10 protein-coding genes and 1 pseudogene are annotated in these 15,309 nt (G+C 71.9%); 5 read left to right on the top strand and 6 right to left on the bottom strand.

What is annotated here, in order from left to right:
• Positions 1-72: 72 nt before the first annotated feature.
• The 6 genes from P8A20_RS29005 to pyrG all read right to left on the bottom strand — a co-directional run bounded on the left by P8A20_RS29005 (position 73) and on the right by pyrG (position 8,070).
• Entirely contained in the window at positions 73-687 is a 615-nt protein-coding gene (locus tag P8A20_RS29005; protein WP_306104512.1) for a hypothetical protein, read from the bottom strand.
• The gene (locus P8A20_RS29000; protein ID WP_014157057.1) at positions 672-1,790 is read right to left on the bottom strand and encodes a ParA family protein; all 1,119 of its coding nucleotides are present in this window, start codon (positions 1,788-1,790) and stop codon (positions 672-674) included. Before P8A20_RS29000 ends, P8A20_RS29005 begins: the two co-directional genes overlap by 16 nt.
• Positions 1,791-2,148: 358 nt before the next feature.
• Complete coding sequence (ald, locus tag P8A20_RS28995) at positions 2,149-3,264, bottom strand: alanine dehydrogenase (protein ID WP_147962743.1); 1,116 nt, start codon at positions 3,262-3,264, stop codon at positions 2,149-2,151.
• A 144-nt stretch (positions 3,265-3,408) separates the two neighbouring features.
• Entirely contained in the window at positions 3,409-5,481 is a 2,073-nt protein-coding gene (locus tag P8A20_RS28990) for a tetratricopeptide repeat protein (protein WP_306104511.1), read from the bottom strand.
• 214 nt (positions 5,482-5,695) lie between these two features.
• Positions 5,696-6,322 carry an NUDIX domain-containing protein gene (locus P8A20_RS28985; RefSeq protein WP_306104510.1) on the bottom strand — a complete coding sequence of 209 codons (627 nt, stop codon included), beginning with the start codon at positions 6,320-6,322 and terminating at the stop codon, positions 5,696-5,698.
• Between the two features lie 77 nt (positions 6,323-6,399).
• A complete protein-coding gene (pyrG, locus tag P8A20_RS28980) occupies positions 6,400-8,070 on the bottom strand; it encodes a CTP synthase (RefSeq protein WP_306104509.1) in 1,671 nt (556 codons plus the stop codon).
• Between the two features lie 414 nt (positions 8,071-8,484).
• Between pyrG and P8A20_RS28975 the strand changes: the two are divergent.
• The 5 genes and pseudogenes from P8A20_RS28975 to P8A20_RS28955 all read left to right on the top strand — a co-directional run bounded on the left by P8A20_RS28975 (position 8,485) and on the right by P8A20_RS28955 (position 15,275).
• Positions 8,485-10,311, top strand: a pseudogene (locus P8A20_RS28975) (glycoside hydrolase family 15 protein).
• Positions 10,312-10,471: 160 nt separating this feature from the next.
• Entirely contained in the window at positions 10,472-11,446 is a 975-nt protein-coding gene (locus P8A20_RS28970; RefSeq protein ID WP_147962094.1) for a LysR family transcriptional regulator, read from the top strand.
• 67 nt (positions 11,447-11,513) lie between these two features.
• Complete coding sequence (locus P8A20_RS28965; protein ID WP_306104508.1) at positions 11,514-12,056, top strand: DapH/DapD/GlmU-related protein; 543 nt, start codon at positions 11,514-11,516, stop codon at positions 12,054-12,056.
• Positions 12,057-12,149: 93 nt separating this feature from the next.
• Entirely contained in the window at positions 12,150-13,547 is a 1,398-nt protein-coding gene (locus P8A20_RS28960; protein WP_147962092.1) for an FAD-binding oxidoreductase, read from the top strand.
• 99 nt (positions 13,548-13,646) lie between these two features.
• On the top strand, positions 13,647-15,275 hold the full coding sequence (locus P8A20_RS28955; RefSeq protein ID WP_306104507.1) for a PucR family transcriptional regulator: 1,629 nt from the start codon (positions 13,647-13,649) through the stop codon (positions 15,273-15,275).
• Positions 15,276-15,309 lie beyond the last annotated feature (34 nt).

The following is a 15,309-nucleotide window of genomic DNA, read 5'->3' as shown; positions in this document are numbered from 1 at the left end:
CGGGCGGTGGGCCCCGGGGCGGGGCCGCCCCTACGGCGGCCCTCCCCCGGCAGGCTACCGGCGCGGCACCGGTCAGCGGCCCCGCAGCCTCCGTACGAGGATGCTCGCGTCGCCGCGCGACTCCAGGTCGGCCAGCACCACGGCGACCGCCTCCCGGACGATGCGCCCGCGGTCGACGGCCAGCCCGTGCTCACCGCGCAGCACGAGGCGCGCGTGTTCGAGGTCCATCAGTTCCTCGGCCGACACATAGACGGTGATCTTCTCGTCGTGGCGCTCCCGGCCGCTGGGCCGGCGGTTCGCTCCACGCCCGCCCCCGCCTCCGCGTCCGCGCTGCGGCTGGACGGTGACGGTCGGCTCCTGCGGGGCCGCCGTACCGCGGGTACGGGGCTGGGCGGCTGCGGCCTGGCCCCGGTCGTCCCCGTCGCCGCGGTTGCGCGAGCCTCCGCCGTCGGCGTCCGCCGCCGAGTGCTCCTCCTGGGACGCCCCGGAGGGTGCGTCACCGCCGGCCGCCACTCCGCCCTGGCCTCCGGCGTCAGGCGCCGGATCACTTGCTCCGGCCGGCGCGGGGACCCGCGCCTCGCCGTTCGCCTTGCGTCGCCGCTCGGCTGGGGACGAGGCCTGCAGGCCCATGCCCCCGGTGGTACGGAACAGCTCGTCGGCCCCCGGCAGACTCACTCGGCGTGACACCGGGCGAGCACCTCCCTGGCGAGCTGGCGATAGGCGGCGGCACCGACCGAGTTCGACGCGTACGTGGTGATGGGTTCACCGGCGACCGTGGTCTCCGGGAAACGCACGGTGCGCCCGATGACGGTGTGGTAGACGTGGTCGTCGAAGGCCTCGACGACGCGTGCGAGCACCTCACGGCTGTGCACCGTGCGGGAGTCGTACATGGTGGCGAGGATGCCGTCCAGCTCCAGCTCGGGGTTGAGCCTCTCCTGGACCTTCTCGATCGTCTCGGTGAGCAGCGCCACACCGCGCAGCGCGAAGAACTCGCACTCGAGCGGGACTATCACCTTGTGAGCCGCCGTCAGGGCGTTCACGGTGAGCAGGCCGAGGGAGGGCTGACAGTCGATCACGATGTAGTCGTAGTCGGCGAGCAGCGGCTTGAGGGCACGCTGCAGCGTGGACTCCCGGGCCACCTCGCTCACCAGCTGCACCTCGGCTGCGGAGAGGTCGATGTTGCTGGGGAGCAGGTCCATGTTGGGCACGGCCGTCTTCAGCAGGACCTCGTCGGCGGCCATGCCCCGCTCCATGAGCAGGTTGTAGACGGTGAGGTCGAGCTCCATCGGGTTGACCCCGAGGCCGACGGACAGGGCTCCCTGCGGGTCGAAGTCGACGAGCAGGACGCGCCGGCCGTACTCCGCGAGCGCGGCGCCCAGGTTGATGGTCGACGTCGTCTTGCCGACGCCGCCCTTCTGGTTGCACATCGCGATGATCTTGGCGGGGCCGTGATCGGTCAGCGGACCGGGGATCGGGAAGTACGGCAGCGGCCGGCCCGTCGGGCCGATCCGCTCACGGCGCTGGCGGGCGGCGTCGGGCGCGAGGGTGGCCGCGTACTCCGGATCGGGCTCGTATTCGGCATCGGGGTCGTAGAAGTGCCCCTCGGGCACCTCGGCGAAGTCGGCGAAGTGGGAGGTCTCTCGGCCACTTTCGTTGCCGGCCATGGCGTTCACGTGTAGGCCGTCCATCATCTGGGGGGCTGTCGTCATGTGCTGTTGGGTGGCGAAGGTGCGGACCGCGACGGAGCCGACAGCTTCGAGCCCGATCGGGCTCAGACCCCGTGCAGGCATCCCTGGTTGACCACCCCCGGGAGTAATTGTCGACTCATTCACAAGTCGTCTTACCTCCTTGGATGTGACCAGGAAACTTATCGATAGGTCAGCGTGGCACCATGCCGACGATTGGCGACTCTATGGCGTGTCACCGGTTCGCAGCAACACAATCCACCGGACCCGGCCCGTTGTGTCGGCAATCGAACACCGCTCTGTCAAGAGCACGGAGCACCCTGAGCGCACCTTTCGCAGGGGTGCAAAACGGGTGGAGGGTTACGTCTCCGGCGAGTTGAACCGAAGCCCCTCATGCGTCCGGCCGGACCTTGCTGGGCAAGGTCCGGCCGGACGCATGAGGTTGACGGAGAGGGTTGACCGCTCAGCCGATGAGCGTGCTCAGTTCGACGTGGTCGAGACCGTGCGCCTCGGCCACCTCGCGGTAAACCACCTGGCCGTCATGGGTGTTGAGACCCCTGGCGAGCGCGGCGTCACGGCGCAGGGCGTCGGCCCAGCCCCGGTTCGCGAGCTCCAGGATGTAGGGCAGCGTGGCGTTGGTGAGCGCGTAGGTGGAGGTGTTCGGCACCGCGCCCGGCATGTTCGCGACGCAGTAGAAGACCGAGTTGTGGACGGTGAAGGTCGGCTCGGCGTGCGTCGTCGGATGCGAGTCCTCGAAGCAGCCTCCCTGGTCGATCGCGATGTCGACAAGAACACTTCCGGGCTTCATCTTGGCGACGAGCTCGTTGGTGACCAGCTTCGGCGCCTTCGCGCCCGGGATCAGCACGGCACCCACGACGAGGTCGGCCTCGACGACGGCCTTCTCCAGCTCCAGGGCGTTGGAGACGACCGTGCGCACCTTCGTACCGAAGACCTTGTCGGCCTCGCGCAGCTTGTTGATGTCCTTGTCGAGCAGCGTCACGTGGAAGCCGAGCCCGACGGCGATCTGCGTGGCGTTCCAGCCGGAGACCCCGCCACCGATGACGACGGCCCTGGCCGACCCCGTGCCGGGGACGCCGCCGGGGAGCACACCGCGCCCGCCGACCGAGCGCATCAGGTGGTACGCGCCGACCTGGGGGGCGAGACGGCCGGCGACCTCGGACATCGGGGCGAGCAGCGGCAGCGCGCGGGTCGCGGTCTCGACGGTCTCGTAGGCGATGGCGGTCGTGCCCGACTCGAGAAGGGCGTCCGTGCACTCGCGGGAGGCGGCGAGGTGGAGGTAGGTGAAGAGCGTCTGGCCCTTGCGGAGGCGGTGGTACTCCTCGGCGACGGGCTCCTTGACCTTGAGCAGCAGGTCTGCGGCGGCCCAGACCTCGTCGGCGGTGGGCAGGATCCGCGCGCCGGCGGCGACGTACTCCGCGTCCGGGATCGAGGAACCCTCGCCGGCGTGCCGCTCGACGAGGACCTGGTGGCCGTGACGGACGAGCTCATGCACTCCGGCAGGGGTGATCGCCACCCGGAACTCGTTGTTCTTGACTTCGCGGGGGATGCCGACCTTCACGTCGATCACGGTCCTTGGCTCGGAGAGTCGCTCGGGCATAACGGGATATACCCGCCTTAACCAAGCATAGGGGGAGACACCACAGCGATGTGCGGCAGAGCCATCATTAATGAAGGAGTTCCCGCTGTCCAGCCTTACAAAGCATTAAGTTTCGCTCGAAGCACTACGGATTTCGCAGGCTGACCCCTCCTCGCCCAGCAGCCTTTCGGCCGTCGCCCGGTGCAGCCGGGCCGCCGCCTGGTCCCCCAGCCGGTCCAGGGTGTCCGCCAGCCTGAGCTCCAGCGCGGCCTGAAGCCGCACGTCGCCCGCCCTCTGCGCCAGGTCGACCGCCTCCCGGCAGGTGTGGAGCGATTCCTGCGGCCTGCCCGCGTACTCCTGCACCCGGGCCGCCTCACTGAGCGCCCGCGCCTGGGCGGGCCGGTCCCCGAGCCTGCGGTGGCCGGCCGCCGCCGCGCGCCAGTCGCGCAGCGCCTCGCCGTAGCGACCGGCGTAGGTGTGGACGGCTCCGAGCCGCCCGTACAGCCGTGCCGCGTCGGCCCGCTCGCCCTGCGTGAGCCGCTGCGCGAGCGCCCTGCCGTACCAGTCGGAGGCCCTGTTGTAGTCCCCGAGCTCCGCGTAGGCGCCACCCGCGGATTCCATCGCCCTGCCGGTCGCATAGAGGTCCTTCGCCGCGCGCCCGGCGTCGAGCGCGGCCCGGTAGCGGCCCAGGGCCTCCCTCGTACGGCCGGTCCGGGCGTCCAGATCGCCCAGGTTGAGCAGGGCCGCGGCCTTTTCCCGGGGCAGGTCGCGGCGTTCCGCCACATCGAGGACCAGGCCGTGCAGCCCGTACAGGACGGGGGCGGCCTCCTCGGTGCCCCGGTGCACGGCGAGGGCGCGGACGAGCGCGGCCACCAGCCGGCGGGCGAGGGTGTCGAGGTCCCCGTCGCGCACCGCCGCCCGGGCGGCGGCCAGCAGGGCGGGTTCACGGATCCGCAGCCACTCGGCGGCGGACTCCGGGTGCGGGAAGCGCAGCGAGCGAGGCAGGCCCGCGAGCCGGCGGCGGGCCGGGGAGTCCTCGGGATCGGTGACCGCCCGGCAGGCCTGGAGCCGTCGTACGGTCCGCTCCAGCATCCTGGCCCTGGCCAGCTGGATCTCGGCGGGCCGTTCCCGCTCCTCCAGAGCCGACCGGAGCAGCGGGGCGAGGCAGCCGGGTACCTCGTACTGCGGCAGTTCGGCGCCGTTCGTCCTGAGCAGCCCGAACCGGACGAAGTCGTCGAGAGTCGTCCGGGCGACCGAGACCGAGCACCCGGCCAGCGCGGAGGCGGTATGGGCGTCGGCCAGTCCGGCGGGGGCGAGGGCGAGCAGCCGCAGCATCCCGGCGGCGGCGGACGGGAGCGAGTCGTGGACCAGCCGGAACGCACGGGCCAGCGGCCGGTCCCCGGAGGGCTGTTCGGGGTCGTCCGGCTGGTCGCGCAGCTGCTTGACGGCATCGGCGACCGAGGCGCCGGGTCGGGCGGCGAGCCAGCCCGCGGCCAGGGTCAGTGCGGCGGGCTGCCCCCCGCACTCCTCCGCCAGGGCCTCCGCGGTCCGCGGGTCCACGGTGATCCGGACCTGGCCGATGGTGCCGGCGAGCAGCTGCACGGCGGAGCCCGCGTCCAGCCCGCCGATGGTGCACGGGCGGACGCCGGGAATTCCGGTGAGAGGACCGGTCGAGGTGGCGACGACCAGGCAGTCGGGATTGTCCGGCAGCAGCGGGTCGACCTGTTCGGCGTCCACCGCGTCGTCGAGCAGGATCAGGGCGCGCCGTGCGGAGAACGCCTCGCGGACCATCTCGGACAGCTCGTCCTCGTCGGCTCCGGGCGGGGCGGCGACGGAGAGCAGGCCCAGGAGCGTGCGCGCGGTGCGTTCCGAGGGGATCCGCTCACCGCCGGGCTCGGTGAGCGCGACCCGGTAGACCCCGTCGGGGTGGTCGCCGGGTTCGGCGAGCCTGCGGGCGAGTTCGGAGGCGAGCGCGGTGCGTCCGGATCCGGGCCGTCCGGCGATCAGCAGGACCCTGGCGCGTGCGGCCTTGCGGCCCGCCAGGGTGTCCAGCCCCGCACCCTCGATGTCCTCCTGGAGAGCTTTCAACTCGCGTTCGCGGCCGAAGAAGTGAGGTGGCGTCACATCTGGCGGCTCCTTGGCTCCCGCCGTCCCCGCCACTCCGGCCGGGCCGTTGGTGTCCACCGCCTGATCCGTCACGGGCCACGCTCCACTTCGCTGCACGCGGTTGCCCGCCGGAAGTCCGGTCGGGGCCTTTCGAGCGTAGTTCAGTGGTGCGGACGATCATGGCCGAGCGCGGCGGACGCATCCCCCGATCGGATCAGCTTTTCGTACGATCGGCCCCTTGTGGCCCGGAACGACCTGCGGCCCGGCAGGGGCCGGGCCGCAGGTACGACGGAGAGCCGGGCTCGGCTCAGGCCTCGAACGGCCGGGCCGGCCAGGGCGCCTCGGCCGGGCGCAGCGAGTCGACCCCGTCGCCCGCGAGCGCGGCCGTGAGCGACAGCACACCCACGACCAGACAGTTGTTGTGCAGGTCGCCGGCGAGCACCCCGCGCACGAGCTCGTCGAGCGGCACCCGCGCCTGCTCCATGTCGGCCTCCTCCTCGGAGACCTCGAAGCGCTCGCCCTCGGCCTCGGAGAGGTCCCGGGCGAGGAAGACGCGTACGGCTTCGTCGCAGCCGCCGGGCGTCGTGTAGACGTCGGTCAGCACCCGCCAGTCCTCGGCCTTGACGTGTGCCTCCTCGTAGAGCTCCCGCTGGGCGGCGTGCAGCGGGTTCTCGCCGGGGATGTCGAGCAGCCCCGCCGGGATCTCCCAGAGCTTGTGGCGGACCGGGTGCCGGTACTGCCGCAGGACGAGGACCCGGCCGTCCGCGTCGAGCGCGAGCACGGCCACCGAACCGGGGTGGACCTGGTAGTCGCGGCTGTGGACGCTTCCGTCGGGCATCACGACGTCGTCGGTGCGGACGCTGGTCTTGTTACCGGTGAAGGGGGTCACCGTCGCGGTGACCGGCCACTCCTCGGGTGTGTCCTGGAAACCCATGTACGTCCTCCCACGAACAAACAGAAACCGGGGCACGCATCCCGTGAAGGATCCGTACCCCGGTCAACCGTATCGCCTTACGCGTCGGCACCCGTTCCGTGCGCCGCGACCTTGCGCTCCACGGCCGCCTTCACCAGGCCGGCGAAGAGCGGGTGGGGGCGGGTCGGGCGGGACCGCAGCTCCGGGTGCGCCTGGGTGGCCACCAGGTAGGGGTGGGCCTCACGCGGGTACTCGACGTACTCGACGAGCTTGTTGTCCGGGGAGGTGCCGGAGAAGACGAGTCCGGCCTTCTTCTCCAGCTCCGCGCGGTAGCCGTTGTTGACCTCGTAGCGGTGGCGGTGGCGCTCCTCGACGTACGGTTCGCCGGCGTAGGCCTCGCGGACCAGGGAGCCCTCGGCGAGCTTCGCCGGGTAGAGGCCGAGCCGCATGGTGCCGCCCAGGTCGCCCGCGCCCTCGACGTACGCGAGCTGCTCCTCCATCGTGGAGATGACGGGGTGGCTCGTGGCGGCGTCGAACTCGGTGGAGTTGGCGTCGGGGATTCCGGCGAGGTTGCGCGCGGCCTCGATCACGATGCACTGCAGGCCGAGGCAGAGGCCCAGCAGCGGCACCTTGTTCTCGCGGGCGTACTGGATGGCGCCGACCTTGCCGACCACACCGCGCTCGCCGAAGCCGCCGGGGATGCAGACGGCGTCGACGTCACCGAGCTGCTTCTGGGCGCCTGCCGGGGTCTTGCAGTCGTCGGAGGCGACCCACTTGACCTTGACGCGTGCCTTGTTGGCGAAGCCGCCGGCCCGGATGGCCTCGGTGACCGAGAGGTAGGCGTCGGGCAGGTCGATGTACTTGCCGACCAGTGCGACGGTGACCTCGTGGTCGGGGTTGTGCACCCGGTCCAGCAGGTCGTCCCAGGTGGTCCAGTCCACGTCGCGGAACGGCAGGTCCAGCTTGCGGACGACGTAGGCGTCCAGGCCCTCGGTGTGCAGCACCTTGGGGATGTCGTAGATCGACCGGGCGTCCTTGCAGGCCACCACGGCGGTCTCGTCGACGTCGCACATCAGCGAGATCTTGCGCTTGATGGCGGTCGGGACGTCCCGGTCGGCGCGCAGCACGATGGCGTCCGGCTGGATGCCGATGTTGCGCAGCGCGGCGACGGAGTGCTGGGTGGGCTTGGTCTTCAGCTCGCCGGACGGGCCGATGTAGGGCAGCAGCGAGATGTGCACGACGAAGACGTTGTCGCGGCCGACCTCGTGACGGACCTGGCGGACCGTCTCCAGGAAGGGGAGCGACTCGATGTCGCCGACCGTGCCGCCGACCTCGGTGATGACGACGTCGACGTCGTCGGTCGCCATGCGGCGGATGCGGTGCTTGATCTCGTTGGTGATGTGCGGGATGACCTGGACGGTGTCGCCGAGGTACTCACCGCGCCGCTCCTTGGCGATCACGGTGTTGTAGACCTGGCCGGTCGTGACGTTGGCCGAACCGTCGAGGTCGACGTCGAGGAAGCGCTCGTAGTGGCCGATGTCCAGGTCGGTCTCGGCGCCGTCGTTGGTGACGAACACCTCACCGTGCTGGAAGGGATTCATCGTGCCGGGGTCGACGTTGAGATAGGGGTCGAGCTTCTGCATGGTGACCCGGAGGCCACGTGCCTTGAGCAGGGCACCCAGGCTGGAGGCAGTCAGACCCTTGCCGAGGGAGGAGGCGACACCCCCGGTGACGAAGATGTGCTTGGTCGTCGTGGATGTGGGCTGCATAGCCAAAGGGGGCTCCCGTGGTCGCGATCGTGAGGTGCGTTCCGGCGTGCCTCACGGAGATTTCCGGAGGTGCCGTCGCTGCGGTTCGGGGGCCTCGTCCACTGTCGGGACGACCACCGGTCCACGGGCTACCAGGGTAACAGCGACGAAGGGAGGCCGCTTCCGGCCATGCCTCCCCCTCGGCCGTCACAAGATCATCACGTCCGTTTCAGGTCCTACCCATTCGCCGGTGACAGGAGACGGACAACTTGTGGACAGTCGCGCGGAACCCCCGGCCGCGTCGTATCCTGCTCGGACACTCGCTGCCGAGTTGGCCGGCCCAGCGGCTCCACCCCAGCCCGCTCACCCGCGCAAGAGCTCGTCGGTTCTATTACAACGACCCCTTGACCAGCAGTAAGCGCCCTGCGGGGCGACATGGCCGTTCGACTGGAGACGCACGTGGCCGGGCGCATCGAGGATTACGCACTCATCGGAGACATGCAGACCGCAGCCCTGGTCTGCCGGGACGGCACAGCGGACTGGCTGTGCCTCCCACGTTTCGATTCACACGCAATTTTCGCCGGACTTCTCGGCACCGAGGAGCACGGCTTCTGGCGGTTGGGCCCCGCCCGTCCCGAGGGCGCGGAGCCCCCGGCCGCGGACCGGCGCCGCTACCGCGGCGACTCGCTCGTCCTCGAATCGGAGTGGGACACCCCCCGCGGCACGGTCCGCGTGACCGATTTCATGCCGCCGCGTGACGGAGCTCCCCAGCTCATCCGCATCGTGGAAGGCGTGAGCGGCCGGGTTCCGATGCGTTCGGAACTGCGGATGCGCTTCAGCTACGGACGGGTCACCCCGTGGGTCCACAAGGTCGACAACCGTACGGTCGCCGTCGCCGGGCCCGACTCGGTGTGGCTGGACACGGAGGCGGAGACGTACGGCCAGAACCTGACGACGTACTCCGACTTCACCGTGGCCCCGGGCGACCGGATCGCCTTCACCATCAGCTGGCAGCCCTCGCACCACGAGCCGCCGAGCGTGCCGGAACCCGAGTCGTCGCTGGCGGCGACGGAGGAGTTCTGGCGCGACTGGGTCGAGCAGTGCACCTACCACGGCCCCTACCGTGAGGCCGTGGTCCGTTCGCTGATCACGCTGAAGGCGCTCACCTACGCGCCCACCGGCGGCATCGTGGCGGCCCCGACCACCTCCCTCCCGGAGGACATCGGCGGCTCGCGGAACTGGGACTACCGCTACACCTGGCTGCGGGACGCGGCGATCACGCTCTCCTCCCTGCTGCGCACGGGGTACCGCGAGGAGGCCCGTGCCTGGCGCGAGTGGCTGCTGCGCGCGGTCGCGGGCGACCCGGAGAACCTGCAGATCATGTACGGCATCGCGGGCGAGCGTGAGCTCGGCGAGGCGGAGCTGGACTGGCTGCCGGGTTACGAGAACTCCGCCCCCGTCCGGGTCGGCAACGGTGCGGCGAACCAGCTCCAGCTCGACGTGTACGGCGAGGTCACCGAGGCGCTCCATCTGGCGCACATGACGGGCCTGACCCGCAACGACTACGCGATGGGCCTCCAGCTCAAGCTGATCGAGTACCTGGAGAAGCACTGGGAGGAGCCGGACGAGGGGATCTGGGAGGTCCGCGGGCCGCGCCTGGCACTTCGTGCACTCCAAGGTGATGGCCTGGGTCGCCGTCGACCGCACGATCAAGCTGATCGAGGCGGGCGACGCGGAAGGGCCCCTGGAGCGCTGGCACCAGCTCCGTGACGACATCCACCGTGACGTCTGCGAGCGCGGCTACGACCCGGAGCGCAACACGTTCACCCAGTCCTACGGGTCGAAGGAACTGGACGCGTCACTTCTGCTGATCCCGCAGATGGGCTTCCTCCCGCCCGACGACAAGCGCGTCATCGGCACGATCGAGGCGATCCAGCGTGAGCTGTCCACGGAGGACGGCTTCGTCCTGCGCTACCCCACCGAGGGCGACGACGCCGGTGTGGACGGGCTGGAGGGCGACGAGGGCGCGTTCCTCGCCTGCTCGTTCTGGCTGGCGGACGACCTGGCGATGATCGGCCGGGTCGACGAGGCCCGCCGCTCTTCGAGAAGCTGCTGTCCCTCCGCAACGACCTCGGCCTGCTGGCCGAGGAGTGGGACTCCCGGCTCCAGCGGCAGGTGGGGAACTTCCCCCAGGCGTTCAGCCACGTGCCCCTGATCGACACGGCACTGCGGCTGACGGCCAGCGGGGCGTACGTGGGCTGACCCGCTGCCCCTTCCGTCGGACAGGACCGCCCCGGTCGCACGACCGGGGCGGTCCTGTGTGTCCGGCGGGTGCGCCGTCGTTCCGCCGCCGTGGAACACGACGGGACAACCGGATCACGGCGGGACACAACCATCGGTTGTACGTGCCTAGGGTGAACCTGTGGACACCGAGGGATTGAGATCGTTCGTCCGGGCCGCGGAGCTCGGACAGGTGCGGCGGGCGGCCGACGAGCTGGGCGTGACGCAGCAGGCCGTCTCCAAGCGGATCGCCGCCCTGGAGCGCGAGCTGGACGTCCGTCTCCTCGCACGCACCGCCCGGGGGGTCGAGCCGACGCCCGACGGCCGGGCGTTCCTCCCTCATGCGCGGAGCGCCGTCGCGGCCGTCGATCGCGCCGTCACCGCGGTCAGGCCGGGCTCACGGGCCCCGCGGATCGACGTGCTCGGCCTTCGGAGCGCGCAGGCCGTCGTTCTGCACGAGTACTGGCGGTCACGTCCTGGGACCGGCCTCGACGTGGTGACCCTGCGGGTCGACGACCCGCGCGTGGCGGCCGCCGCCGTCGGAGCGGGTGAGGTGGACGCCTCGTTCCGTACGGTCACGGACCCGGGCACGCTGCCGCCCGGGGTGCGGATGATCCACGCGTTCGACTCCCCGCTGGAACTCCTCGTCGGCCCGGCGCATCCGCTCGCCCGCGCACGGGAGCTGACGCCGGCGCAGCTGCGTAAGCACCGGATCTGGGTTCCCGGGATCGCGCCCCGGAGCGAATGGGCGGACTTCTACGATCAGCTCGCCACCGCCTTCGACCTGCGTATCGACGCGGCGGGCCCGCACTTCGGGGACGAGGTGCTCCTGGAGACCCTCGCGGAGTCGCCGGACGTGGCCACCCTCGTCGGGGCACGCGACCGGTACGTCTGGCCGGCGGCCCACGACCTGCGGCGCATCCCCGTGGTGGATCCGGTCCTCGCGTACCCGCTCTCCCTCCTCCTCCCCGAGGGGGATCCGCATCCGGCGCTCGGCGGAGTCGTCGCCCACCTCGGAGGCCTGCCGAAGCCCTCCGGCAGGGTCTGGCGCCCGTCCTGGGCTCCGGGGCCCGGCGACACCGGCGTCGCACACCCGCGCGGGGCCGGGCACCGGTGACCCGGCCGTGGACCCACCAGCACCCGGCGGCCCCGGCGGCGGCCGGGCACCCGAAAGGATCCCCGAAATGTCCGGAGACCGTCTCATGCGCATCCACAGCCCGGAGTTCCGCGCCATGTCGGAGAGGGTCCTGCGGGTCACCGAGCTCACCTCCCGCCTGAACGTCCTGCCCTTCGAGGACGAGGAGGGCAAGGCGGACCTGTTCGGCCGCATCCTCGGCAGGCCGCTGCCGGCCGGAGTCACCATCTATCCGCCCTTCTACACGGACCACGGCCTGAACCTGGACCTCGCGGAGCGGGTGTTCGTCAACCAGAACTGCACGTTCCTGGACTACGCGGGCATCCGGCTCGGCGAGCGTGTGATGGTCGGCCCGAAGGCCACGTTCATCACCGTCGGCCACCCGGTCGATCCCGGGGAGCGGCGGGGGTGGCTGAGCGGGGCGCCCATCGACGTCGCGGAGAACGTGTGGATCGGCGCCGGTGCCACGATCCTTCCCGGCGTCAGCATCGGCCGGGACGCCGTGATCGCCGCAGGCGCGGTCGTCGCCGACGACGTCCCGGCGGCGAGTCTGGTGACGGGCGGCAAGGCGGCCGTACGTCGGAGCTGGTGACCGCACGGGCCCGCCGGCTCTGCGGAACGGCCGATGTCCACGGCCGGACCTACGATGGAGAGGTCCTGCAAGGCCCTGCGAAGGGGGCACGTCATGACGCCCCGAACCTCCCTGCCGGAAGCCGCTGTGACCGGTCTTCGTTCCGGCTTCACCGGTGAGGTCCATGTTCCCGGCGACCCGGGTTACGACGAGGCACGCACCGTCTTCAACAGCATGATCGACCGCAGACCCGCGGTCGTCGCCCAGTGCGCCTCGGAGGCGGACGTCACGAAGGCGCTCGCCGTCGCACGCGACCAGGAGCTGGAGGTCGCGGTGCGTGGCGGTGGCCACAGCGTCGCGGGCATGGCCCTGAGCGAGGGCGGTCTCGTGGTCGACCTGCGCCGGATGCACACGGTCGACGTCGACCCGGGCGCCGGGACGGCCCGTGTCGGCGGAGGTGCCGTGATGAGCGACCTCGACCGGGCCACCCAGCCCCACTCCCTGGCGACCACGGGCGGGAGGGTGTCCACGACCGGCGTCGGCGGCTTCACGCTGGGCGGCGGCTCGGGATGGCTGGAGCGCGCGTTCGGGCTTGCGTGCGACAACCTGCTGGCGGCCGACGTGGTGACCGCGGACGGCTCCCCCGTGCACACGAGCGCGTACGAGAACCCCGAGCTCTTCTGGGCCCTGCACGGCGGCGGCGGCAACTTCGGTGTGGTCACCTCGCTGACGCTGCGACTGCACCAGTTGCCCGAGATGAACATCGTGATGCTGCTCTTCCGCCCGGAGAACGGTCCCGAGGCGGTCCGTGCCTACCGGGACGTCATGGAGTCCGCACCGGACCCGGCGGGCGGCGGCTGCATCTACATCACCGGGCCGCCCGAGGAGTGGGTGCCCGAACCCCTGGTGGGCCACCTGGTGTGCGCCGTGCTGCTCACCTACGCCGGGCCGCTGGCGGAGGCACGTGACGTGGCGGCACCCCTCCTGGCGCTGGAGCACGAGGCGGAGATCGTCGACACGCTTCCCTACGCGGACCTGCAGTGCATGCTCGACGACCCGCCCGGCATGCGGAACTACTGGTCGGCGGAGTACCTGGACGGTTTCCCCGACGAGGCCGCGGCGGCCTTCTGCGCGAGCTCGGCGACGCTGCCCGTCCCCACGAACTGTCAGCACGTGCTGTTCCCGCTGGGCGGTGCGGTGGCGCGGGGGCCGGCCGACTACCCACTGCCCTGGCGCTCCTCCCCCTGGGCCGTGCACCCCTTCGGCGTCTGGGAGGACGAGGCGGACGACGAGCGGGTCAGGGAGTGGGTGCGCACCGTGCGCGCGGAGATGATGCCGTGGGCGACCGGTGCGGTCTACCTCAACTTCATCGGCCGCGAGGGCCAGGAGCGGGTCATGGCCGGGTTCGGCGAAGCGGCCTACGAACGGCTGGCCCGCGTGAAGGCCCGGTACGACCCGGACAACGTGTTCCACCTCAATCACAACGTCAAGCCCGCGGTGGCCATGGTGTGACGGGGCCCCGCGGAGCCCGGTAGCTTCCTGGCCGGGGCCGTTCGCGCCCCGGGCGGACCAGCGCGTGGGCGCACGAGTGGAAGCACGAGGCCGGAGCCGGTGGAGACAGAGGGCGGGATCACCGTGCGGCGGGCGCTGGAACTGCCGGGGCTGCGCGGTGGACTTCCGGAGGTACTGGCCTGCGCGGACCGGCTGGACCGCACGGTGCGCTGGGTGCACGCCGGCGAGGCGCCCAACATCCCCGCCCTCCTCAAGGGCGGGGAGCTGCTGCTCACGACGGGGCTCGGCCTGGGGGCCCGGCCCGCCGAACAGCGCGCCTTCGTCCGCAGGCTGGCGGACCGCGGCATCGCCGCCCTGGTGGTGGAACTGGGCCCGCGCTTCGGCCGGCTGCCCTCGGCGATCGTGGAGGCGGCGCGTACGGCGGGGCTGCCGCTCGTCCAGTTGCACCGCGAGGTGCCGTTCGTCGCGGTGACCGAGGAGATCCACACCGAGATCGTCAACGGCCACTACGCCCTGCTCCAGCGTGCGGAGGAGGTCCACCGGCGGTGTACTCAGGCGGTCCTGGGCGGCGGCGGTGTACCGCAGGTCCTGGGGATCCTGGCGGACTTCGCCTCGAACCCGGTCTTCCTGGAGACCCCTGACGGCCGGCTGCTGTTCGCGGCCGGCCCGGGGACCGGTCCGGTGGGCGCCGGCCCGCTGCAGGTCTGGGAGGGGCTGCGCGGAGCACCCGGGGCACGCGAGGCACCTCCCGCCGGTGCCGTTCTGGTGGAGGTGCCGGGCGGCGGGCCGGGCACGGGGGCCGTACGGGCCCGGCTGGTCCTGCTCGCGGTGTCCGGGCCGCTGCTGACGGTGCACCGGATGGCCGCCGAGCGGGCCGCGGGCATCCTGGCGGTCGTGCTGATGCAGGCCCGGCAGGAGGAGGAGGTCGCGGCTCGGGGCCGCGGTGACTTCCTCACCGATCTCGCCGAGGGCCGGATCGCTCCCGGGGACGCTCCCGCGCAGGCCGGCGTCCTGGGGTTCAGGCCGGGCGGGGACCCGCTGCTCCCGGTGGTGATGAGGCTGGCCCCCGGGTCGGCGCCCTCGGGCAGTTGGGCGCTGCTGGCCCGGGCGGTGGCGGAGGAGCTCGCGGCGGTGGGGGCGCCGGTGCTGGTGGGGGTGCGCCCGGTGGAGGGGAGGGTGCCGCTGTTGCTGGCGCTGCGCCCGGGGACCACGCGCACGGCGCTCGCGGACCGGGTCGCGGCGGCGCTGCGGGCCGGGGCCGACCGGGCGGGGCTGGAACGGCCCGGGGACCGCACGCCGTTGGCCGTGGTCGTCGGGGAGGCGGGCGGCTGGGCGGCAGCAGGCGCGGGACTGCGGCACACGGCCGAGGCCGCGACCGCCGCGCAGGGGCTCGGGGACCGGCCCTGGTGGGACGCGCGCCGTCTGGACATCGATCTGCTGCTGTGGCGGCTGCGGGACCAGCCGGATCTGGCGTCCTTCGTGGACCGGGCGGTCGGACCGCTGCTCGAACACGACCGGACCTCGCGCCCCGCGCTGCTGCCCACGCTGGAGGCGTTCCTCGCGCACGCGGGCCGTAAGGCAGAGGCCGCACGCGAACTCCATCTGAACCGGCAGACGCTCTACAACCGGCTGGCCCGCATCGGCGAGCTGCTCGACACCGATCTGGACGACCCCCAGTCGGTGCTGGCCCTGAGCCTGGCCCTGCGGGCCCGCAGGCACACGGGCTGAGCCGACAGGGGTGCCCCGCGGCCCCGCCGGCCGC

It is taken from the genome of Streptomyces sp. Alt3 (assembly GCF_030719215.1).
GTDB classification, from domain to species: Bacteria; Actinomycetota; Actinomycetes; order Streptomycetales; family Streptomycetaceae; genus Streptomyces; species Streptomyces glycanivorans.
The sequence above is the reverse complement of the archived record's forward strand: the minus strand, read 5'-3'. Positions and strand labels throughout refer to the sequence as shown.

What these genes read in the sequence shown, in the direction of transcription:
- P8A20_RS29000 (WP_014157057.1), bottom strand. Translation starts at nt 1,790, where the DNA reads ATGCCTGCACGGGGTCTGAGCCCGATCGGGCTCGAAGCTGTCGGCTCC.
- P8A20_RS28985 (WP_306104510.1), bottom strand. Translation starts at nt 6,322, where the DNA reads ATGGGTTTCCAGGACACACCCGAGGAGTGGCCGGTCACCGCGACGGTG.
- pyrG (WP_306104509.1), bottom strand. Translation starts at nt 8,070, where the DNA reads ATGCAGCCCACATCCACGACGACCAAGCACATCTTCGTCACCGGGGGT.
- P8A20_RS28965 (WP_306104508.1), top strand. Translation starts at nt 11,514, where the DNA reads ATGTCCGGAGACCGTCTCATGCGCATCCACAGCCCGGAGTTCCGCGCC.
- P8A20_RS28960 (WP_147962092.1), top strand. Translation starts at nt 12,150, where the DNA reads ATGACGCCCCGAACCTCCCTGCCGGAAGCCGCTGTGACCGGTCTTCGT.